Consider the following 22,553-nt stretch of genomic DNA (forward strand, 5'->3'; position numbering starts at 1 on the left):
CGTCAGAAAGAAAAATCGTTTAAGACATCGGGCATGCCGGCAGCGATCGCATTCGATTCGCTCTCAGCCAGCTTGGCCGCATCCCAGATTTCGAAATGGCCGCCCATGCCCATCATCATCACGTCACGCGTCAGGCCGGCTGCAGACCGCAGCTCGGGCGCGATCAGGATGCGACCGGCACTGTCGAAATCGACATCGGAGGCATTACCGAGAAAGATGCGTTGCCAGGCACGTGCGGAAATCGGCCATTTGGCAATCTCTTCGCGACGCTTTTCCCACACGGGACGCGGGAAGAGAAGCAAACAACCGTCAGGATGTTTGGTCAGGGTGATGCGGCCCTCGCACTGCAAAAGCAATGCGTCACGATGCCGGGCTGGAATAGTCATCCGGCCTTTGGCATCGAGATTGAGAGAAGACGCGCCTTGAAACACCCTGAAATCCTTTTTTAGTATGCGTTCATGGTGATCTGCGTTTTACTTTGCGGCCAAAAACACCCACAAATAAACACTTTTTCACACTGTCGCCCACTTTAGAGGATGCTATATACGCGGTCAAGCGATATTCAGGGTTAAAAACAAGGTTTTTTTCAATGAAATTAAGGACTTAGCGTAATGCGCTGAAGTAACATGATCACAGAATTCCTCAAAGAATTAAGCACTTATCGCAGACACTGAAAGTGCAACATCACATAAACACATGTGTATGAAGGAATTGAAGCTGCTTCAAACCGGCAAATATTTGTTGACGATGACAATGCCAAGTGGAGAAATCGGCACTTGGTTCAGCACAGTGAACCAAGCGCGCGAAATGTTCGGTGATGTGTGAGCAGGCGCCCGGATGAAACATCAGAAGCGCAGATTGCACTCCGATTGACGGCAATTATTCGCTCGGAATGCCGCACTCAGGTGTCGGATCCGGCACAGCGGTACAGTATTTTTCGGCATCACCATGCATACCGAACTTGGTAATGTAGGGAGCGAAGCATTCCTGGCTGGCGCGATAGGCGCGCAGCTTTTGCTCGCAATCAGACTCAGCGCCAAACTTTTTCTCTGCCCGAATCTGCCCGCCGGCCGGAGTGACAGGCTGAGTCGCTGCCTTGGCAGGCGGCTGTTCTGCCAGTTGCCGCTCTTTTGCCGCACGTTTGAGCGCCTCCTGGCGCTGGCGCTCATCCACTTTTGACGCACTGGTGTCGACCTTGGTTGCCACATTTTTATACCGTGCAGGCACAACATCGGAGACCTGGGTACGTCCGCTCTCATCGACCCATTGATATATATCGGCCGCATACGTGTTTGAAACAAGCAGCGTACAAATGAACAAAAACGCTATCCGGATAGTCATGATTGCCTCACTTCTCCAGCACCGTAGTCAATACGATAAAACAAGCACGCAAATCGCGTGCGTCAGTGACGTCAGCATCATTACCTCAGGAACGAACCGGTTCCGAACAAGCCGATCAAGCCGATGACAATCAGGTAGACAGCCACAATCAAATTCAACAGACGCGGCATCAACAGGATCAAAACGCCTGCAATGAGGGAAACCAGAGGGCCCAGAGTAATATGTAAATTCATGAAATTCCTTTTCTTGAAATCATCATGCATCGAACGTGCATGCTTTTTAACTTGCCTTTAGCTAGCTTACCCCATCGGCTTATGTTCTGTATTGAATGACAAGGCCCTATTGAGAAGCGCGTACAAGGCAATTGCACTATCAATTTACTGAGCGGGCAATACGCATTTATCGAAAGGTGCTGGAATCGACGTGCAGTAACGATACGCCTCTTCACGCACGGCACCATCCTGACGCAAACTGCCATCCGCCTCACGCAGCTTGAATGGAGCAAAGCACTCCTCGCTTTCGCGATATGCACGTATCAATGCATCACACTCGCTTTCATTTGCGTTCGGCAATGGCTTCAGTTCGCCGGCCTTGGCTTGCACCGGTGCAGTGTTGGCAGCTTCAATACTTTCCCTGGCTCGCAGCCTTTCCCGGCCCGCACGCTCCACTGCCTGCTGGCGCTGGTGGTCAGAAATATCCGCAGCACTGGTATCGATTTTCGTCGCAACGCCACGATAACGCGCCGGCACCTGATCCGAGACCGAAACCCGCCCATTTTCATCCACCCACCGATATATATCTGCCGCAGCAGCCGCTGCGCTGAACACGGAAAAGACCAACAGCATTGCCAATTGCTTGATCGCCATCAGATTGCCTCCCGATGCGGAAGAATTTCCATCACCTTTATAGCATGACCAGTAATGGATGTTTCCTGCACGTTGAGCACAACAAACGTCTTGCACAAAGAAAAAGGCGATGCGAACAATCGCACCGCCTTTGTATAAGTTGAAGCAAGCCGATAGGCCGGATTCTGTTACGGCAAATGAGCAAGCCCATTTGCTATGACAACCATTCCTCTAGGCCGTGAATTACTCCACGGCTCAAGCTTTCTACCCGCACGCTCCGCGAGCAACATCAACGCGTGCCTATTTGAAATTGCTCCGGGTGGAGGTTACCGCGTTTCACCGTAACTTAATACGCTCGTCTCTGTGGCCCTATTCCTCGCCTCGCGGCGGACGGCCGTTAACCGTCACCCTGCTCTATGGAGTCCGGACCTTCCTCCCGCCATCACCGAAATGACAGCCAGCGGTTGTCTTGGCCTGCTTCAGCCGCCATTGTAGTCCACTGCGCAACGGGGAGCCTGAATAATGTTTTATCATGCACGCAGTTCGCAGCATGAAAACGCGCCGCCATTCTTCCAGATAAAGACAGACCGCATGAAACTGTACGAAACGCTGGCCGCCGACATTGCCCTATCCATACAGGATGGCGTACTCCGTCTGGGTGATCGCCTGCCATCCGTGCGACAAGCGAGTATCAGCCGCGCCGTCAGTCCATCGACCGTGTTTCAGGCCTATTACCTGCTGGAAGCGCGCGGCCTGATCCGGGCGCGTGAACGCTCCGGTTATTACGTCGTCGGCGATGCACGCAAATTGCCGCCGGAACCGGAACAGGCCTCACAACCGGATGAAGATTCCTCTCCGGTCGATATCAGCGAACTAGTATTTGAAGTACTGGAATCGGCAAAAATGCGTGACGTGGTGCCGCTCGGCTCCGCCTTTCCCAGTCCCTTGCTGTTCCCGCTGGCGCGGCTGGCAAAAGTAATGGCATCCAGCGTGCAGCAACTCGACCCGTGGAGCACGGTTGATGACCTGACACCGGGCAATCCGCAATTGCGCCGCCAGATCGCCTTACGTTATCTGACCGACGGCCTGCATGTGCAGCCCGATGAAATCGTCATCACCAACGGCGCGCTCGATGCCCTGAATCTGTGTCTGATGGCAGTCACGCGCCCCGGCGACGCGGTACTGGTCGAATCACCGACCTTTTACGCTGCACTGCAATCGCTGGAACGCAATGGCTTGCAAGCAATAGAAGTACCGACCCATCCGCGCGAAGGCATAGATCTCGCGGCGCTGGCGCGCGCGCTGAAACGGCATCAACCCAAAGCCTGCTGGCTGATGAGCAATTTCCAGAATCCGCTCGGCAGCCTGATGCCGGAAGAAAAAAAACGTGATCTGGTCGCGCTATTGACGCAATACGATGTACCGCTGATCGAAGACGATGTGTACGGCGAACTGTATTTCGGCGACAAGCGTCCAATGCCGGCCAAAGCCTTCGATACCAAAGGCCTGGTCATGCACTGCTCATCGTTTTCAAAATGCCTGGCACCTGGCTATCGCGTCGGCTGGGCGGCGCCGGGACGCTATACGCGCGCTGTCGCACGACACAAATTAACCACTACGCTGGCAGCCTCGGCGCCTGCACAGGCAGCGCTCGCCGCCTATCTGGAAAAAGGCGGCTACGACCGGCATTTACGCCATTTGCGACACACGCTGGCGCTGCAGCAAACGCAATTCATGGAAGCCATCGCACGCCACTTCCCACCCGGCACGCAAGCTACGCGGCCCAGGGGCGGTTATTTTCTATGGGTGGAATTACCGCAGGCAGTCAATGCATTGACGTTGCACCGGCAAGCGCTATCGCATGGCATCAGCATTGCACCGGGGCCGATTTTTTCTGCACATCAGGGTTTTACCAATTGCATACGCCTGAATTACGGCCATACATGGGATGCGCGCACCGAAGCCGCACTGGCAACACTAGGCCGGCTGGTACAAAACGCGTGAAGACTTCAACCGTACGCATAGCATCAATTTGATCCGGTTCCAACGCCGTTTTTTCAAACTGCTCCGGTTTTTAATCCTCTTTCTGATGCTGGATAAAACGGATGGCCGCCTTTACCCTTGCAGTATCATATTGAAACTTCAATCAGCAGCGCCGCCGCAACACATCAAATTACCGAGGTGTTTTTGAAGACTGTTATCAAGAGTGTACAAAGCCGCCAAGCTGGCGTTTGCCTAGAGACCATAAGATGAGCAATCTGTTCACCATGCGCACCACTTGCTTCACGTTTGCCAAATCCATCGTCATCACTTGTTTCATGCTGGGCAGCGCTGTTGCCGCCGGCACTGATACCGGCAAGATTCCCGACACCATCGCACAACGCGTCGCCGCCTGCGTCGTCTGCCACGGCAAGGAAGGCCGCGCCGGCAGCGACGGCTATTATCCGCGTATCGCCGGCAAGCCGGCCGGCTATCTATATAACCAGTTGATCAATTTCCGCGACGGCAAACGCGCGTATCCGGTCATGACGGCGATGCTGGAAAACATGTCGGATGCCTATCTGCGCGAGATTGCACAATATTTCTCGGAGCAGCATCCGCCGTATCCGCAGCCGCAGCCTACGCAGTCGAATCCGGTCGAACTCGAACGTGGCCGCATACTCGTGCATGATGGCGACAAGGCCAGAGGCATCCCTGCCTGCGTCGCCTGCCATAGCGCAAAAATGACTGGCACTGCACCGGCGATTCCCGGTCTGATCGGCTTGCCGCGCGACTATCTGCTGGGTCAGATCGGTGCCTGGAAAATCGGCACGCGTCATGCCGCCGCACCGGATTGCATGGCAGAGATCGTGAAGAAAATGAGTGCGGCCGACATCAGCGCCGTCACCGCCTGGTTATCCGAACAGCGCGTTCCGGCCGATGCATCGCCGGCTCCCGCACTCAAAACCAGACTCCCGCTGGAATGCGGCAAGCTCTCACCGTAAAAGCAAAACGCAGAAACAACGAAAACACAAACGATGAAACGAAAATATGTGTGGCGCAGCCTTGCGCTGTTATTGACAGTCCTGATCATTGCCGTCATCTGGCTCATTCTGGGCAACCGCAATCCCGACCTGGATCAGCCATCGGTGCCGCCGGCCAATCCCGACGAGCAAATCAAACAGGGCGAATACCTGGCGCGCATCGGCAATTGCATGAGTTGCCATACTGCGCGTGGCGGCGAATCCTATGCCGGCGGTCGCGCTGTACCTACCCCTTTCGGCAATATCTACACTTCCAACCTGACGCCGGATGCAGAAACCGGCCTCGGCAAATGGAGCAATACCGATTTCTGGCAAGCCATGCACAACGGCAAATCGAAAGATGGCAGCCTGCTGTATCCAGCCTTCCCGTACACGAATTACACCAGGGTCACACGCGCCGATTCGGATGCGATCTTCGCTTACCTGCAAACCTTGCCAACAGTGCAGCAGAAAAATATTGCGCCCGAATTGCGCTTCCCTTACGACAATCGCGCGCTGTTATATGTGTGGCGCGCACTGTATTTCCGTCCTGGCCAGTATGCGAATGACGACAGGCAATCGGTGGAATGGAATCGCGGCGCCTATCTGGCACAGGGTCTGGGTCATTGCAGCGCCTGCCATTCGCCGCGTGACTCCTTCGGCGGCACGGATCTGAAAACCGAACTCGGTGGCGGCATGATTCCCGTCCTGAACTGGTACGCCCCTCCGTTGAACGGCAACAGGGAAACCAGTCTCGGCAATTGGGAAGTCGAACACCTTGCAGCCTTGATGAAAACCGGCGTTGCGCCGCAGCGTTCCGTCAGCGGCCCGATGGCTGAAGTCGTTGCAGGCAGTTTGCAGCACATGCACAAGGACGATGCACATGCGCTGGCGGGCTACCTGAAATCCTTGCCGCAGCAAAGTGCCGCACCGCTGGTGGCTGCTGAAAGCATGCGTGAAGAAAGCAAGCAGGCGATGATAGATGCCGGCGCCAAGCTGTATGAAGATCAATGCATCAGCTGCCACCAGGCATCCGGCAAAGGTGTGCCGTCGATTTATCCGGCGCTGGCAGGCAGCCGCGCCATCACCACGCCAGTCGCAACCAATGCCATACGCATGGTTCTGTATGGTGGTTATGCGCCAAGCACCGGCGGCAATCCGCGTCCTTACGGCATGCCGCCATTCGGTCAGTCGATGACGGATGAAGAAGTCGCGGCAGTCGTCACCTATATTCGCAACGCATGGGGCAATCAGGGCACTGCCATCTTGCCAAATGACGTCAACCGCTATCGCTCACGCCATTGAAAATGACCAATTCTTCCCATAAAAATAAAACCTTGGCGACGCTGCTCGCCGTTGTATTCGGCGGCCTCGGCGCACATCGTTTCTACCTGTACGGTTTCAGGGATTTCTGGGCGTGGAATTATGTTGCCGCGTTTTTGCTGTTTGCCTGTGCGCTCGTGCTGGCGCAAGGGCCGCATTCGCTTGGCGTCACTCTGCTGACGCTATTCCCCATCTCCATCTTTGCCGGATGGATAGAAGCCCTGGTCATCGGCTTGACGCCGGACAAGAAATGGGACGCCAGACACAATGCCAACTCGGCGCGCGCATCTGCATCCGGCTGGCCCTTGATTCTGTTGCTGGTGCTGACCTTTGCCTGTGGCTTTACCACCTTCATTGTCTGCATCGCACGCGCAACCGATCTGTTCCTGACCAACGGCGCATTCGGCTGAAACTTGCGGCCTCACGCCTGTCTCAGACGTGAGGCGCTTTTACCCTAGAAAACGTTCAACAGCTTCAGCACAAACGGCAGCAACAAGGCCGTCAATATCCCCGACAAGCCCATCGCCAGCCCGGAAAACGCTCCCGCCTCCTCACTGACCTGAAACGCACGTGCAGTACCGACGCCGTGCGCAGTGGCACCCAGCGCAAAGCCGCAAGTCGTATCGTCGGAAATTTTCATCAGCTTGAAAACGTAGTGCGAAATGCCAGCGCCGAAAATGCCGGTCAGCATGACCATCACAGCGGTCAGTGTCGGCAAGCCGCCGATTTTTTCGGTAACCCCCATGGCAATCGGAATCGTCACCGACTTCGGCGCCATCGACAGTATCGTCAATTTTGATGCGCCCAACAGCCACGCCACGCCCATCGCGCAGGCAATCGCTGCAGCGCCGCCGATCAAGGCGCCCGCCAGCAAGGCAAACCAGTTACGTTTCAATTTTTCGATTTGCAGATACAGCGGAATCGCCAATGCAACCGTCACCGGCCCCAGCAGAAAATGCACGAACTGCGCACCATCGAAATAGGTTTTGTATGGCGTATTGCTGACGTACAGCACCAGCACCAGCAGCGCCACCGAAATCGCCACCGGATTGGCGAGCGCGCTGCGGCCGGTTTTTTCATAGACCAGGTTGGCGATGCGGTAGGCCAGCAAAGTCGCGGTCAGCCACAACAGCGGCGAACCGGCCAGATAAACCCAGACTGTATTCAGGTTCGGCATCACTTCTTCAACCTTTGGATGACTGCTGCAGTGACGACGATGGAAACCACGGTACTGACAATCAACGCGACCGCAATCGGTATCCACTCCTCGGCAATCCGGTGCACATGCACGCTGATGCCGACACCCGCCGGCACAAACAGCAAGGCCATATGCGAGAGCAATTGCGAAGAAGCGGGCGCCAGTTTGGCTGCCGTATTTTTTTTCACGATCAGATAAGCCAGCAGCAACAGCATGCCGATGACCGGTCCGGGAACCGGCAATCCCAGCAGATAAACCAGGCCTTCTCCCATGGTTTGGAAGAGAAGCAGAATCAGAAGTGTATTCAGCATGGGCAATCGAAAAAAGAGGAAGTACACGAAGATGGCAAGACTGGCACAGGATCAGAAATATACCTGTCTTGTCGTTCTGCGTATCGTATCAGCCGTCGAGAAAAACTGCGGTGCAGAATCGATGAATTCTTTTCAGCGATGACTCTTGCCTGCTGGATGGGTCTGTCAGCCATCGTTTGCGTACATCGTGGAACAATGCTTCGGCATCCTTCACACGAGGTATCTGTTCCGCTTTATGGGCAACGATGAAAGATATGCCTCCATCTGGAATCAACCCTGTCGATGATAGGGAACACGATCCGGGTTAATCTATGGAACCCGGAAGGCTCAGGCAAGAATCCGGCTTTGAGAGGAAATGCATATGATCCGCAATAATCTTCCCCTGCGCATGGCGTGCGCACTCACCCTTTGCAGCATCGGATTCATGTCTGTGACGCAGGCCGCCGACACACCGCCTGACGCCTTTGCCAGTGATCCGGCCAAACTGGGCTGGATGGTCGGTTCGCCACCACCACCCGATCGCATCGTCCGTTTTGAAGATGGCAGCTACTGGAACTTCCCGGCCTTGCGCTGGAGCGTATCGAACTTCCGTCAGTTGATGCCGACCGTCAATACCTCTCGCGGACTGGCCGCGCCGGTGCCACTGCCGCGCGCCTTGCGTACCGACATAGACGCCATACGCTTCACGCCCATAGGCGCAAGCAAAGCCATGACCTGGAAGGAATCGCTCGCCGCCAATTACACGGACGGCATCGTGGTCCTGCATCGCGGACGCATCGTGTATGAACGCTATTCCGGGGTGTTGAAGGCAGATGGACAGCATGGCGCAATGTCGGTCACGAAATCCGTCATCGGTACGCTAGGCGCAACTCTGGTCGCCGAAGGCCGTCTTGATGCCGGCAAGCGCGTGGTTGAATACATTCCGGAGCTGGCCCAATCCGCTTTTGGCAATGCGACCCTGCGCCAGATCCTGGACATGACCACGGCACTGAAATACAGCGAGGATTATGCAGACCCGGAGGCCGAGGTCTGGGCGCATGCGCAAGCGGGCAATCCGCTGCCCAAACCGAAGGATTACACCGGCCCGCGCAATTACTATGAATCGCTGCAGCGCATACAAGCGCAAGGACAGCATGGCACGGCCTTCGCCTACAAGACAGTCAATACGGATGTGCTGGGCTGGATCATCGCACGCGTGACCGGACGGTCGGTGGCGGAACTGCTTTCCGAGCGCATCTGGCAAAAGCTGGGCGCAGAACAGGATGCCTATTTCACCGTCGACTCCATCGGCACACCTTTCGCCGGTGGCGGATTGAATACGGGTCTGCGCGATCTGGCACGCTTTGGCGAAATGCTGCGCAACAACGGCAAGTTCAACGGGCAGCAGATCATACCGAAGGCAGTGGTCGACGACATACGTCGCGGCGGCGACAAGGAATTATTTTCCAAAGGCGGATATCCGCTTTTGCAAGGCTGGAGCTACCGCAATATGTGGTGGGTGACGCATGACGAAGACGGTGCATTCATGGCGCGCGGCGTACATGGACAGAGAATCCACATAGATCCGAAAGCAGAGATGGTCATCGTGCGTTATGCCTCGCATCCGGTTGCCGGCAATGCAGCAAACGATCCGACCACGCTGCCGGCCTTTCAGGCACTGGCACAACACCTGAAAAAACTGCCACGCTAGCTGCGCGGCAGATCCGGCGCAATCGATTATCGTCCGGCAGTGACAGACCCGGGTTTTGCTCAAACAGCCTGTGTAAGCCGGCTGTTTGAGCAAAACCCGGGAAAAGTCGGCTACATGCGCTCGAATATACCGGCGGCCCCCATGCCGGTGCCGACGCACATCGTCACCATGCCGTACTTCAGATTTTTGCGGCGCAGAGCATGCACGACAGTGGCCGAGCGTATCGCGCCGGTTGCGCCCAGCGGATGACCGAGCGCAAACGTGCACGCATGTGTGCGCCATGATGAACCGAAGTGTTCCTGCTACTTTCGCATATGATGAGCACCTTCCTGCAAGCGACATCAGGCGCACATGCAGGTAATTAATTTTTGGCGTGTGTAAAAAAATGACGATCATCGAACTACCATTTCGCGCAACAACAGAACAGGCTTGCGGCTGGCTGGCGCAGCAAACCAGCACGCCATGGACTCTGGCGCGCATGCTGGAACATAGTTTGACGCCCTACGTCTGGCTGGATTATGACGCCGCCTATCCAGCGCTGTTCGGTGATGCGAACGGCGGTTATGCAGCGCCGATTTTTTTCGAGGACGACACGCGGCGACTTGCCGCCGGCAGCGAAGACGTACTCATCACGATCACGAAAGACGCCTACAAGATAGTGACGCAACTGCCGCCACCGGGTTTTCGCAGGGCTTTGCATGAGTTGCGTTTCCTGAAAAAGGATCTCGAGCACTTGGTCAAAAAACTCAAGCGTGAGGCTGAACCAGTCAAAGTCGAGGAAGCCAGGGAATCACAGACTGGCATCAACAAGGAGGAAGTGTTGATCGCATTTTCCAGCCTGGTAAAAATCGATCTGGAACAGGCCCTAGCCAGCGGCGGCATATTCGGCGATGAGGGCGCGAGGATTAAAGGCAGCGGAAAAAAGGCCAGGAACAAGGCCGTCTGGAATCCGGTCACGCTGGCACTGGGATTGAATGATGTGTATCGGGTACCGATGTCACACTTGAAAAGAGCTTTCAATACGCATGCGTTCTTGTACGCATGGACTGCAGAATGGGAACATACACTGGCGCTGCTGGGGAAATAACATGCACTTGCAAGATGCGAGTGCGCAGCCTGCAACTTGAACGAGATGCTGCCACAACCGTAGCAGCAACACCTTCATCATTAGAAATTCTGAGTAAAGTTGAGGCGTAAAAAAGCCGCACGAACTAAATCATGCGGCTTTTTAAGCAATACTAATATTACTAATTACATGCGCTCGAAAATCCCCGCCGCGCCCATACCGGTACCTACGCACATCGTGACCATGCCGTACTTCAGATTCTTGCGGCGCAGCGCATGGACGACCGTAGCGGAACGGATAGCGCCTGTAGCGCCTAGCGGATGACCGAGCGCAATCGCACCGCCCATAGGATTGACCCTGGCCGGATCAAGGCCGAGATCCTGTATCACTGCCAGTGATTGCGCCGCGAATGCTTCATTCAATTCTATCCAGTCCATCTGATCCTGCTTCAGACCTGCTGCGCGCAAGGCGGCAGGGATCGCTTCCTTCGGCCCTATTCCCATGATCTCCGGTGGCACGCCGCGTACCGCAAATGAAACGAAACGCGCCAGTGGCGTCAGGTTGAATTGCTTGAGGATTTTTTCACTGACCAGAATCAATGCGCCTGCGCCATCGGAAGTTTGCGAGCTGTTGCCGGCCGTGACCGAACCTTTGGGTGAAAATACCGGCCGCAGTTTTGCCAGCGCTTCCAGACTGGTATCGGCGCGCGCGCCTTCATCCATGTTCACCATGCGGGTAGCAATATCAATTTCGCCGCTGGCAAGATTCGGGAAGCGTTCGACGATATCGACAGATGTCATCTCGTTGTTGAACTCGCCACTCTGCTGTGCCGCCAATGCCTTCAGATGCGAATTCAGCGCAAACTGATCCTGCGCTTCACGCGACACTTTCCATTGCTCGGCAACGCGTTCGGCAGTCAGTCCCATGCCGTAGGCCATGCCGATGTTTTCATCCTTGAAGATACCCATATTCATGGCGGGATGGTGCCCCATCATCGGCACCATGGACATCGATTCGGCACCGGCAGCGATCATCACATCAGCTTCGCCGACGCGGATACGGTCAGCCGCCATCGCAATCGCGGTCAGGCCGGATGCGCAATAACGGTTGACGGTCACGCCGCCCACCGTCTTCGGCAAACCTGCCAGCAGCACACCCATGCGCGCCATATTCAAACCCTGCTCCGCTTCCGGGAACGAGCAGCCGACGATCGCATCTTCGATCACCTTGGGATCAAGGTTGGGGACTTGCGACAGGGCCGACTGCAGCACGCGCACCAGCAGATCGTCGGGCCGCGTATTCCTGAACATCCCGCGCGGTGCCTTGCCGATAGGCGTACGGGTCGCTGCAACGATGTAGGCATCTTGAAGTTGTTTGCTCATCTTGTGCTCCTTAGTTACGCACTGGTTTGCCGGTCTGCATCATGCCCATGATGCGCTCCTGCGTTTTCGGATTATTCAGCAATTCCATGAAGGCCTTGCGCTCGCGATCCAGCAGCCATTGTTCATCCACCAGGCTGCCCTGCTCGATCTCGCCGCCGCTGACAATCTCGGCAATCATCAGACCCAGCTTGTAATCATGGGCAGAGATGAAACCACCGTCGCGCATGTTGATCAGTTGCGCACCGATGGTCGCCAGACCGTATTTTCCGGTGACCGGCACCAGCGCCTTGCGCGGCGCGCGATAGCCGGCATCGAACATCGCACGCGCCTGCGTCTTCGCAATGTGCAGCAACTCATAAGGATTGAAGACGATGATGTCATCGCTCTTCAGATAACCCATGGTTTGCGCTTCCAGCGCCGAGCGCGATACGGCTGCCGTCGCTGCATTCATGTAATAGTGTTTGAGGAATTGCAGAATATCGTTACCTTTGGCTTCATTTGCCGCGCGCACCGCTGCTTCCTTCAAACCGCCGCCGGCAGGAATCAGGCCCACGCCGACTTCGACCAAACCGATATACGATTCAATGGATGCCACACGTTTTGCAGCATGCAGCATCAGTTCGCAACCACCGCCCAATGCCAGGCCGGCCACTGCAGCGACGACTGGCACATTGGCATACTTCATGGCCTGGTGCGCCTGCTGCAACTTGACCACTTCCGGCTCGATCGCCTTGACGCCGCCGGACATGAACAGCGGCAGCATCGATTGCAGGTCGGCGCCGGCCGAGAAGGCGCCGCCTTCGGCCGCATCGGCATGCCAGATCACCAAGCCCTTGTAATTTTTTTCTGCTTCTTCTATCGCTTGCCTGATACCTGCAGTCACGCCGGCACCGATGACATGCATCTTGGTCTTGAAGGACAGGATCAGGACTTCATCATCCTGATGCCAGATGCGTACCGATTCATCTTCAAAGACCGTCGTGCCCGCCGTTTGGCCATTCGCACCTTGGTCGCCGACCAGAGAAGCACGGAAGGTCTGGCGCTGGTAGACCGGCAGACTGGAGCGCGGAATGTTTTTCTTTTGCTTGGGCGACCATGAACCATCAGGCGCATGCACGCCCGCATTTTTTGCGACCTGGCCGTCAAACACCCAGGCTGGCAAAGGTGCATTGCTGAGCGCCTTGCCGGCATCGATGTCTTCCTTGACCCAGGTCGCAATCTGCTGCCAGCCCGAAGCCTGCCAGGTTTCAAACGGACCGTGCGTCCAGCCGAAACCCCAGCGCAAGGCAAAATCGACATCGCGCGCATTGTCGGCTACCGTTTCCAGATGGACGGCGATGTAATGAAATACATCGCGGAAAATCGCCCACAGAAATTGCGCTTGCGGATTAGTCGAATCGTGCAGCGCTTTCATGCGCTTGGCCGGATCTTTTTCCTTCAGGATGCGGCCGACCAGATCGTCGGCCTTGCCACCACCGGCAACGTAATCCGCCTTGGCCGGATCGATGCGAAGAATATCCTTGCCGACTTTCTTGTAAAAACCGGCGCCGGCTTTTTGTCCCAGTGCACCGCCACCTATCAACTTCGTGAGTATCTCCGGTGTTTTATACACCGGGAAAAACGGATCGTCCTGCAACGTGTTCTGCATCGTCGTGATGACGTGCGCCATCGTATCCAGCCCGACCACATCGGCAGTACGGAAGGTGCCGGATTTGGCGCGTCCCAGTTTGCTGCCGGTCAGGTCATCCACTACATCGACCGACAAGCCGAATTTTTCCGCCTCGTGCATGGTCGCCAGCATGCCGAAGATGCCGACGCGATTGGCGATGAAGTTCGGCGTATCGAAAGCGCGCACCACGCCTTTGCCCAGAGTCGAAGTCAAAAATCCTTCCAGCTGATCGAGTATCTCCGGCCTGGTTGCCGCAGTCGGTATCAACTCCACCAGATGCATATAGCGGGGCGGATTGAAAAAATGCACGCCGCAGAAACGCGCCTTCAAATCGGCATCGAAGCCTTCTGCCAAGGCAGTGATGGACAAACCTGAAGTGTTCGAGGCAAAGATCGCGTTCGGCGCGATATGCGGCGCGACCTTCTTGTACAGGTCGTGCTTCCAGTCCATGCGCTCGGCAATTGCTTCGATGATCAGATCACACTCGTTGAGTTTTTCCAGATCGTCGGCGTAATTCGCCACCTCGATCAAGGCGGCGTGATCCGGATTGGCGAGCGGAGCCGGGCTGAGTTTTTTAAGATTGGCCAGCGCACGCAGCACCACGCCGTTTTGATCGCCGTCCTTGCCGGGCAAGTCGAACAGCACCACCGGTACTTTGGCGTTGACGCAATGCGCAGCGATCTGCGCGCCCATCACGCCTGCACCCAGAACCGCTACTTTTTTAACGATGAAATTTGCCATACCTGAACCTCTTGGTGAATGGAGTACGCATCATGTAGCGATGCAACGCTTAAAACAGTTCTGCATCCAGCGCCATCAGACTGGCAGAGCCGGAGCGCGCCTGACGGATCAGCATTGCAGTTTCCGGCAACAGCCGCGCAAAATAGAAACGCGAAGTCGCCAGCTTGGTCTTGTAGAAATTGTCGCCGCCATCCTGCCTGGCCAAAGCAAGCTTGGCCATCTGCGCAAAAAAGTAGGCGTACACCAGATGCCCGGTCACACGCAGATACGGTACTGCCGCCGCTCCGACTTCATCCGGATTCTGGAATGCCTTCATGCCGATTTCCATCGTCAGCTTTTGCACTTTTTCTGCCAGATCGGCCAGCGGCGTGATGAATTCCGACATCGCTTCATCGGTGCCGTTTTCCTCAATGAAAGCGCGAATCTTTTCGCCGAACTTGCGCAGCTTGGCGCCGTTATCCAGCAGGATTTTCCGGCCCAGCAAATCCAGCGACTGAATTGTGTTGGTGCCTTCGTAAATCATGTTGATGCGCGCATCGCGCACGTATTGCTCCATGCCCCATTCGGCAATGAAGCCGTGGCCGCCGTACACCTGCATCGCTTCCGACGTCGCAATCCAGCCGTTATCAGTGAGGAAGGCCTTGATGATGGGCGTCAGCAAGGCAACTTCATCGGCGGCATCCTTGCGCACCGTTTCATCCGGATGATTCAGTTCCCTATCGATTTGCAATGCAACGTATGAGCTGAAGGCACGGCCGCCTTCAGCATAGGCTTTTGCCGTCAGCAGCATGCGCCGCACGTCGGGATGCACGATGATGGGATCGGCCGGTTTGTCGGGTGCTTTCACGCCGGTCAGGCTGCGCATTTGCAGACGGTCTTTGGCATAGATCAGGGCGTTCTGATAGGCGACTTCCGTCAGACCCAGCGATTGCATGCCGACGCCGAGGCGCGCTGCATTCATCATCACGAACATCGCATTCAAGCCCTTGTTCGGCTGGCCTATCATCCAGCCGGTCGCACCGTCGATATTCATCTGGCAGGTAGCATTGCCGTGGATGCCCATCTTTTCTTCCAGTGCGCCGCAGAAAATCGGATTGCGCGCGCCCAGCGTGCCATCCGCATTCGGCAGGAATTTCGGCACGATGAACAGCGAGATGCCATGCGTGCCTTCCGGTGCATCAGGCAAACGTGCCAGCACCAGATGCAGGATGTTCTGCGCCATGTCGTGTTCGCCGGCAGAAATGAAAATCTTGCTGCCGGTGATCTTGTAGGAGCCGTCCGCCTGCGGCTGCGCTTTCGAGCGCAGCATACCCAGATCGGTACCGCAATGCGCTTCGGTCAGACACATGGTGCCGGTCCATTCGCCGGAAACCAGCTTTGGCAGATACAGCGCTTTCTGTTCCGCCGTTCCGTGTTCATGCAGGCATTCGTAGGCGCCGTGCGACAGGCCCGGATACATGGTCCAGGCCTGATTCGACGAGTTCAGCATTTCAAAGAAGGAATTCTGCAGCACCATGGGCAAACCCTGGCCGCCGTATTCCGGATCGCACGATAGCGACGGCCATCCTGCAGCCACATACTGCTCGTAAGCCGCCTTGAATCCTGCCGGCGGCGTGACTTCATGCGTAACGGGATCGAGCTTGCAACCTTCGCGGTCGCCGGAATGGTTCAGCGGGAACAATACTTCCGAGGTGAACTTGCCTCCTTCTTCCAGCACCTGGTTGATGATGTCGGCATCGATGTCGACATATTTCTGCATCTGCTTCAACTCATCTTCAGCATGCAGCAATTCGTGCAGCACAAACTGCATATCGCGTAACGGTGCAATGTATTGACCCATGTATGTCCCCTTCCGGCTGATAATTGATTTATAAAATCCATACTAGCGCATGCTGCTCACCAGCACCATGCGACCACAATCCTATTGATTCGTTTTATCCAGCAGGCGCCGATCACGCTTGGTTGGCCGGCCCTTGATCGTCATGCCAGGTTCCTTGAAGAATTTCCTCTTATCCGCTTCCTGCTGCCGTTTGACGATACTTTCCTCGGTTTCCGCATACAGCTTCTGCGCCATCTCGGCCGAGCCACGCACATCCGACAAGCCCCGCACCAGCACTTCCCATACGCTGGAACCATTATCTATCTGCACCAGATCGCCGTACCTGACGTTGCGCGCCGGCTTGATGCGCTCACCCTCTATTCTGACCTTGCCGTTATCGACCGCATCGCTCGCCAGCGTTCGCGTCTTGAAAAATCGTGCTGCCCACAGCCACTTGTCTATGCGTACGGATTCTGTCGTCATGCCGCGTGCTCATTGTTGCATTGTCAAAGCATCATTGTAGCCACCCCGGCCAGAAACCGCTGCGCAAAAAATCCGTGCTGCATGGATGCTCGTACCTTGTGGATTCGACAAATGCAAACTTATAAAAAAATGAATTAAACGACAACTCTTTACGCTCTTTTACAAAAAGAAAGGTGTTACTTTGACTGCAATAAAAATCTAACTTCCGGGCACTCTCTGCGCCCGACAAACTAAAAAAGGGGGAGTGTTGTCCAAGCAGTCGCCAAATATTGCACCGGCACATCTGCTCGCGCCTGATTTTTCACTGGACAATATTCCACCCCGTCCCGCGCTGCTGATGGCCTTGCAACGCGAAATACAGCAGGACAATCCCAACAGCAAAAAATTTTCCAGCCTGATCCGGCGTGATGTGGCAATGGCCGGCACCCTGCTGCAAATCGCCAATTCTGCCTTCTTCAATCCGGGCCGCAAGATCACGACCGTGGAAGAAGCCATCGTCCTGATAGGGCTCAATCACTGCAATGCCATCATGTCCGGATTGATACTCAAGAAATCGCTGAACTTTGGCAACACGATGATGGCGCGCTTCTGGGATGGGTCCGAAAAACGCGCCATCGGCCTCAGCATGCTGGCCAAAAGAACGCGCAATCTCCCGTCGGAAATTGCATACAGCTTCGGTCTCTTCTGCGACACCGGCATTCCTTTACTGAAGGATGCCTTTCCGAAAACCTATCTGGACACGCTGCTGCAAGCCAATCGCAAGGCGGCTGAAGAATTTTTGCAGGTGGAAGATGAGCGGCATGGCGTCAATCACACGGTCATAGGCGCACTGCTGGCGGAACGCTGGTCGCTGGCGCCGGAAGTAGTACTGGCCATACGCATGCACCACACACCGCAAGTGCTGTTCGACCGGGCATTTTCCCCTGTCGTACGCACCCTGATCGCACTCAACTATGTGGTGGAAAAGGCGATCCAGGAATATCGCGGCCAGACTGAATCGCTGGAATGGATAGAAGCCGGCGACCATGTTTCCAAGGCTTTGCGCATCTCGCCGCGAGAAGTCGATAGCCTGTGCGAATTGTTGACCCAACGCTTTCGGGCTTACTGAAAATCGGCTGCGTCCAGCATGCACACGCTATTCGGCTGACTTGCCCCAGGTAATCAAGCGCAACATGCTTTTATAGATCTGATAAGCGAAGCGATAAAAAACCCGCTTGTAAAAGGGAATCTTGTCGAACTCGGATAAGTCGACCGGCACGCCATCGGCCACGCCACGCTCGATATGCGCACGCAATTTTTTCGCGAAGTCGGTATCGAGCACCACCACGTTCGCTTCCTGATTGACGAACAGGCTGAAGCCGTCGTAATTGCTGGAACCGACAGTGGCCCAGTTATCGTCAACCACCGCCACCTTGCCATGCAATTGCGTCTTGCGGTATTCGACTATCTTCACCCCGCATTTCAACAAGCTGGGGTAGAACGAGCGCGCAATCACATCCTGAAAGCGATATTGGCCAACACCGAGCAGCAAGGTGACATCGACGCCGCGCAATGCCGCCGATGACAAAGCCTTGCGCAATTTCCGTCCGGGAGCGAAATACGGATTAGCCAGCATGGCCGATGCACGTGCACCGCCCAGTGCTTTCAAATAGGCATTTTGTATTGTGCGGCGATTATTCAAGTTGTCGCGCACCACCAGGCCCGCCACCATTGCTTCGCGCGAGTCTGTCGGCCTGCGCGTACGCTGCTCCCTGAAAGTAGCCCAGCGTGTGCGCCAGCTAATGCTGCCCACGCGCGCCCAATGCACTGCCATTTCCCAATGGATGGTCGCCACCAGCGGGCCGCTAATGCTCACGCCGAAATCCCAGCGTGGTGCCGGCAGCGCGACGCGGGAATCATCGTCATCATGCATATCGTCCACGATATTCACGCCGCCAAGAAAAGCCATCGCGCGATCCACCACGCATAACTTCCTGTGCATGCGCGCGATGCCGCGCACAAACCACGGATTGAAACTGCGATACGCTACACCCGCCGCCTGAAAATCGCGCTGCAATGCTTTCGATTGCGCATTACCGGTGCCTATCCAGTCTGTCATGACGTTGACGATCACGCCGCGCTGCGCTGCGCGCATCAACGCAGCCTTGACTTCACCGGCCGTTTCATCGGCGGCGAAAATATATGTTTCGAGATAAATTTCCGACTTGGCAGTGTCGAACGCATCGATCAGCGCCGGGAAATACTCCGCGCCGCAATATAAAAGCTGGATATCGTTTTGACCGATAAAGCTGACCGAGCGCATGAGTAGGGGCAACCTTGCAATGAATGACAGGCGGGCATGGGCGGCATTGCCGTGTATTTTTCGGACGCACGCAGTCGCCCGTTTTTATCGCGCTTATCGATGGCCGATCAGGCCGGCATTATTTCAACTGCAGGTCCGCGACTATGGGCGCATGATCCGACAGCCTGGTCCATATCCCACCATGCAGCACTTCGGCTGATTTTACCTTGAAGCCGCGCACATAAATCCGATCCAGTTGCAGAAAGGGCATCGCCGCCGGAAAAGTGCGCGCCGGCTGTATCTTGGTGCCACGACCACCCAACTGACGTAAATAGGTACCGAAGCCACGGCGCGAGAGATTTTCATCGAACACTTCCGTTACATCCAGACGTTCGCGCAACTCTTCGCTCAGGCGATTGCCCCAATCGTTGAAATCGCCGGCGATGATGATAGGCGCACCATCCTTGACTGAAGAAGATACGGCTTCGATCAGGGCCGCCGTCTGGCGCTTTCTGCTGCCGGCAAACAAACCCAGATGGATGACGAAGCAATGCACCTCTGCTTCCGGCGCTCTCACCACGCAATGCAAAATACCGCGCGACTCGTATTTGTGATCGGAAATATTCTGATTGCGCGACGATAAAATCGGAAAGCAGCTCAGCAATGCATTGCCGTGATGGCCGTGGTCATACACGGCATTCATGCCATAAGCGCATTGATGCGAATCGCCGGCGAGAAAATCCTGTTGCGACAATTCCGGCCAATCGGTTGCGTGTTTCAGCGCATGCAAATCGTGACGACCCTGCACTTCCTGCAGGAACAGCACATCCGATTGCATCGCATTGATGGCTTGCTTGAGCGCGTGGATGCGTGGCCGGGCCCCGAACGAGGACACGCCCTTGTGTATGTTGTAAGTCGTAATGCGTAGTTTCATGCAGTCTGAGCCTGACTATTCAATAAAATCGAAATGGAAATACCCATGGCATCCGCCTGCCCTATTTATGGCCGATACGACTGGTTTCAACATGATGAGGCAGCAACAGAATCGCCTCGGCATTCGAGGCTGAAAAACATTTGTCGGCAGCTTCCCTGTACGGCAGCCACATGAAATTCAAATGCTCGCGCGGTGCCAGCACCACGGGAATCTCGCGCGGCACCAGCAAACCAAACACATGTTCGGTATTTTTTTTCACATTCGGCGCATAACGATGCTGCCATACAGGGTAGATATCGTAGACGTTGGAAAGTTGCCAATCTCTGAGATTTTCCAGCGAAACATGATCAGGCGATGTCAGCAGGTCTTGTTCAGAAGGCAAATTTCGCACGGCAATGCCGGTTTCCTCCGCCACTTCCCGCACCGCCGTTTCCAGGAAAAGTTCGTCCACGCTATCCTTGGAACCGGTCACGGACTGCCAGTAGCCCGGCTTGTCGGCGCGCTCGATCAGCAATACTTCAAGATCGATAGTGTGTATGACAACCAGAACGGATTCGGGGATTTTGTAAGGCCGACTCATGGCAAATCTTTACTTTCGGATAGCGGCTCGCAAGCGCATCAAAACAGGGAGAAACAAAAAAGGCGCGGAATTCCGCGCCTTTTTATTATGCCGTAAAAATACGATCAGCCTTTGACAACCGGTTCGACATTGCGCAGGCGGATATGCAATTCGCGCAATTGCTTCTCATCGACTTCCGACGGCGCTTGCGTCAGCAGACACTGCGCGCGCTGGGTTTTCGGGAAAGCAATCACGTCGCGTATCGATTCGGCGCCGGTCATCATCGTGACGATGCGATCCAGTCCGAATGCGAGGCCGCCGTGCGGAGGCGCACCGTATTGCAATGCGTCGAGCAGGAAGCCGAACTTGAGTTGCGCTTCTTCTGCACCGATTTTCAAGGCGCGGAATACTTTGCTTTGTACTTCGGCGCGATGGATACGTACCGAACCGCCGCCCAGTTCCCAGCCGTTCAAGACCATATCGTAGGCTTTGGAAAGGCATGCACCCGGATTGGTTTCCATCAAATCTTCATGGCCGTCTTTCGGCGCGGTGAAAGGATGGTGCGTTGCCGACCAGCGCTGATTGTCCTCGTCGTATTCGAACATAGGGAAATCGACGACCCACAGCGGACGCCATTCGTCGTCGAACAAACCATTCTTCTTGCCGAAATCGCTGTGACCGACCTTGACGCGCAGGGCGCCGATCGCATCGTTGACTACCTTGGCCTTGTCCGCACCGAAGAAAATCAGATCGCCGTCTTGCGCGCCGGTTGCTTCGATAATTTTTGCCAATGCTTCGTCATGGATATTCTTGACGATAGGCGATTGCAAGCCGTCACGGCCTTTGGCTTTCTCGTTGACCTTGATGTAAGCCAGACCCTTGGCGCCATAGATCGCGACGAACTGGGTGTAGGCATCGATCTCGGAACGCGGCATCGCGCCACCGCCCGGTACGCGCAAGCCGACCACACGGCCGTTTTCCATATTGGCTGCGCCGGAAAACACCTTGAATTCGACATCTTTCATGATGCTGGTCAGATCGGTGAATTCCAGCTTGACGCGCATGTCCGGCTTGTCGGAACCGTACATGCCCATCGCGGTTGCGTAATCCATCACAGGGAAAGGATTCGGCAAATCGACGTTGAGACAGTTCTTGAAGACCAGGCGAATCATGCCTTCAAACAGATCGCGAATTTCCTGCTCATTCATGAACGAAGTTTCGCAATCGATCTGGGTAAATTCAGGCTGACGATCGGCACGCAAATCTTCATCGCGGAAGCATTTGGTGATTTGGTAGTAGCGATCGAAGTTGGCAACCATCAGCAATTGCTTGAACAACTGCGGCGATTGCGGCAACGCGAAGAAGTGACCGGCGTTGACACGCGACGGCACCAGGTAATCGCGCGCACCTTCCGGCGTCGATTTGGTCAGCATCGGCGTTTCGATATCGATGAAGCCTTGCGCATCGAGGAACTTGCGCACTTCCATCGTCACCTTGTAACGCAGGCGCAGATTGTTTTGCATTTGCGGACGGCGCAGATCCAGTACGCGATGGGTCAGGCGTGTGGTTTCAGACAGATTGTCGTCGTCCAGCTGGAACGGTGGCGTAACGGAAGGATTCAACACTTCCAGTTCATGCGCCAGCACTTCGATCTTGCCCGAAGTCAGATTGCTGTTGGTCGTGCCTTCAGGACGATGGCGTACAACGCCGGTGATGCGCAGGCAGAATTCGTTACGCACCGCTTCCGCAGCCTTGAATACATCGACGCGATCCGGATCGCAGACGACTTGCACCAGGCCTTCGCGATCGCGCAGATCGATGAAAATGACCCCGCCATGATCGCGACGACGATGGACCCAGCCGCACAGGCTGACGGTTTGGTCGAGCAGCGCTTCGGAAGTGAGGCCGC

Annotated in this window: 21 protein-coding genes, 1 other RNA gene and 1 pseudogene; 7 read left to right on the forward strand and 16 right to left on the reverse strand. The window is 55.6% G+C overall.

The annotated features are described in order from the left end of the window. Positions 1-2: 2 nt before the first annotated feature. The 5 genes from mraZ to rnpB all read right to left on the reverse strand — a co-directional run bounded on the left by mraZ (position 3) and on the right by rnpB (position 2,667). A complete protein-coding gene (gene mraZ / locus ABWP27_RS02630; protein WP_353153108.1) occupies positions 3-431 on the reverse strand; it encodes a division/cell wall cluster transcriptional repressor MraZ in 429 nt (142 codons plus the stop codon). Between the two features lie 448 nt (positions 432-879). Then, on the reverse strand, positions 880-1,341 hold the full coding sequence (locus tag ABWP27_RS02635; RefSeq protein ID WP_353153110.1) for a DUF4124 domain-containing protein: 462 nt from the start codon (positions 1,339-1,341) through the stop codon (positions 880-882). 80 nt (positions 1,342-1,421) lie between these two features. Continuing rightward, positions 1,422-1,574 (reverse strand): DUF3096 domain-containing protein, encoded by a 153-nt coding sequence (locus ABWP27_RS02640; RefSeq protein WP_353153112.1) that lies wholly within the window; start codon positions 1,572-1,574, stop codon positions 1,422-1,424. Positions 1,575-1,718: 144 nt separating this feature from the next. Next, complete coding sequence (locus ABWP27_RS02645) at positions 1,719-2,207, reverse strand: DUF4124 domain-containing protein (RefSeq protein ID WP_353153114.1); 489 nt, start codon at positions 2,205-2,207, stop codon at positions 1,719-1,721. Between the two features lie 137 nt (positions 2,208-2,344). Further along, an RNA gene (gene rnpB / locus ABWP27_RS02650) (RNase P RNA component class A) lies at positions 2,345-2,667 on the reverse strand. 110 nt (positions 2,668-2,777) lie between these two features. On the opposite strand from rnpB, the gene ABWP27_RS02655 reads away from it, so the two are divergent. The 4 genes from ABWP27_RS02655 (at position 2,778) to ABWP27_RS02670 (ending at position 6,921) form a co-directional block, all read left to right on the forward strand. Next, positions 2,778-4,190, forward strand: coding sequence for an aminotransferase-like domain-containing protein (locus tag ABWP27_RS02655; protein WP_353153116.1), 1,413 nt, complete (start codon positions 2,778-2,780; stop codon positions 4,188-4,190). 245 nt (positions 4,191-4,435) lie between these two features. Further along, on the forward strand, positions 4,436-5,170 hold the full coding sequence (locus ABWP27_RS02660) for a c-type cytochrome (protein WP_353153118.1): 735 nt from the start codon (positions 4,436-4,438) through the stop codon (positions 5,168-5,170). A gap of 33 nt (positions 5,171-5,203) precedes the next feature. Beyond that, positions 5,204-6,493 carry a c-type cytochrome gene (locus tag ABWP27_RS02665; protein ID WP_353153120.1) on the forward strand — a complete coding sequence of 430 codons (1,290 nt, stop codon included), beginning with the start codon at positions 5,204-5,206 and terminating at the stop codon, positions 6,491-6,493. A 2-nt stretch (positions 6,494-6,495) separates the two neighbouring features. After that, positions 6,496-6,921, forward strand: a complete 426-nt coding sequence (locus tag ABWP27_RS02670; RefSeq protein ID WP_353153122.1) for an NINE protein — start codon at positions 6,496-6,498, stop codon at positions 6,919-6,921. A 44-nt stretch (positions 6,922-6,965) separates the two neighbouring features. Here ABWP27_RS02670 and ABWP27_RS02675 read toward each other — a convergent pair whose 3' ends face one another. Both ABWP27_RS02675 and ABWP27_RS02680 read right to left on the reverse strand, forming a co-directional pair. Then, positions 6,966-7,688, reverse strand: coding sequence for an LrgB family protein (locus tag ABWP27_RS02675; RefSeq protein WP_353153124.1), 723 nt, complete (start codon positions 7,686-7,688; stop codon positions 6,966-6,968). Next, the gene (locus ABWP27_RS02680) at positions 7,688-8,020 is read right to left on the reverse strand and encodes a CidA/LrgA family protein (RefSeq protein WP_353153126.1); all 333 of its coding nucleotides are present in this window, start codon (positions 8,018-8,020) and stop codon (positions 7,688-7,690) included. The genes ABWP27_RS02675 and ABWP27_RS02680 overlap by 1 nt, the downstream gene beginning before the upstream one ends. 424 nt (positions 8,021-8,444) lie before the next feature. Here ABWP27_RS02680 and ABWP27_RS02685 point away from each other — a divergent pair, with 424 nt between their 5' ends. Then, entirely contained in the window at positions 8,445-9,710 is a 1,266-nt protein-coding gene (locus ABWP27_RS02685; protein WP_353153128.1) for a serine hydrolase domain-containing protein, read from the forward strand. Positions 9,711-9,820: 110 nt separating this feature from the next. Here the strand turns inward: ABWP27_RS02685 and ABWP27_RS02690 are convergent. Further along, a pseudogene (locus tag ABWP27_RS02690) lies at positions 9,821-9,967 on the reverse strand (acetyl-CoA C-acyltransferase); the annotation flags it as partial. A 128-nt stretch (positions 9,968-10,095) separates the two neighbouring features. On the opposite strand from ABWP27_RS02690, the gene ABWP27_RS02695 reads away from it, so the two are divergent. Continuing rightward, positions 10,096-10,797 (forward strand): hypothetical protein, encoded by a 702-nt coding sequence (locus ABWP27_RS02695; protein WP_353153130.1) that lies wholly within the window; start codon positions 10,096-10,098, stop codon positions 10,795-10,797. 164 nt (positions 10,798-10,961) lie between these two features. On the opposite strand, the gene ABWP27_RS02700 is transcribed toward ABWP27_RS02695, so the two are convergent. The 4 genes from ABWP27_RS02700 to ABWP27_RS02715 all read right to left on the reverse strand — a co-directional run bounded on the left by ABWP27_RS02700 (position 10,962) and on the right by ABWP27_RS02715 (position 16,870). Further along, complete coding sequence (locus ABWP27_RS02700) at positions 10,962-12,158, reverse strand: acetyl-CoA C-acyltransferase (protein ID WP_353153132.1); 1,197 nt, start codon at positions 12,156-12,158, stop codon at positions 10,962-10,964. 10 nt (positions 12,159-12,168) lie between these two features. After that, a complete protein-coding gene (locus ABWP27_RS02705) occupies positions 12,169-14,568 on the reverse strand; it encodes a 3-hydroxyacyl-CoA dehydrogenase/enoyl-CoA hydratase family protein (protein ID WP_353153134.1) in 2,400 nt (799 codons plus the stop codon). Positions 14,569-14,617: 49 nt separating this feature from the next. Next, the gene (locus tag ABWP27_RS02710; protein WP_353153136.1) at positions 14,618-16,408 is read right to left on the reverse strand and encodes an acyl-CoA dehydrogenase C-terminal domain-containing protein; all 1,791 of its coding nucleotides are present in this window, start codon (positions 16,406-16,408) and stop codon (positions 14,618-14,620) included. Positions 16,409-16,489: 81 nt separating this feature from the next. After that, positions 16,490-16,870, reverse strand: a complete 381-nt coding sequence (locus ABWP27_RS02715; RefSeq protein WP_353153138.1) for an RNA-binding S4 domain-containing protein — start codon at positions 16,868-16,870, stop codon at positions 16,490-16,492. 244 nt (positions 16,871-17,114) lie between these two features. Between ABWP27_RS02715 and ABWP27_RS02720 the strand changes: the two genes are divergently transcribed. Next, a complete protein-coding gene (locus ABWP27_RS02720; protein WP_353153140.1) occupies positions 17,115-17,978 on the forward strand; it encodes an HDOD domain-containing protein in 864 nt (287 codons plus the stop codon). 27 nt (positions 17,979-18,005) lie between these two features. Here ABWP27_RS02720 and ABWP27_RS02725 read toward each other — a convergent pair whose 3' ends face one another. The 4 genes from ABWP27_RS02725 to aspS all read right to left on the reverse strand — a co-directional run. Then, positions 18,006-19,172, reverse strand: a complete 1,167-nt coding sequence (locus ABWP27_RS02725; RefSeq protein WP_353153142.1) for a phospholipase D-like domain-containing protein — start codon at positions 19,170-19,172, stop codon at positions 18,006-18,008. A 118-nt stretch (positions 19,173-19,290) separates the two neighbouring features. Next, positions 19,291-20,085, reverse strand: a complete 795-nt coding sequence (locus ABWP27_RS02730) for an endonuclease/exonuclease/phosphatase family protein (protein ID WP_353153144.1) — start codon at positions 20,083-20,085, stop codon at positions 19,291-19,293. 61 nt (positions 20,086-20,146) lie between these two features. Next, positions 20,147-20,665: a dihydroneopterin triphosphate diphosphatase gene (nudB, locus tag ABWP27_RS02735; RefSeq protein ID WP_353153146.1), complete on the reverse strand. Its 519-nt coding sequence runs from the start codon at positions 20,663-20,665 to the stop codon at positions 20,147-20,149. 104 nt (positions 20,666-20,769) lie between these two features. Further along, positions 20,770-22,553, reverse strand: a 1,784-nt coding sequence (gene aspS / locus ABWP27_RS02740) for an aspartate--tRNA ligase (RefSeq protein WP_353153148.1), incomplete at its 5' end; no start/stop codon positions are given.

This window comes from Herminiimonas fonticola (assembly GCF_040395855.1).
GTDB classification, from domain to species: domain Bacteria; phylum Pseudomonadota; class Gammaproteobacteria; order Burkholderiales; family Burkholderiaceae_D; genus Oxalicibacterium; species Oxalicibacterium fonticola_A.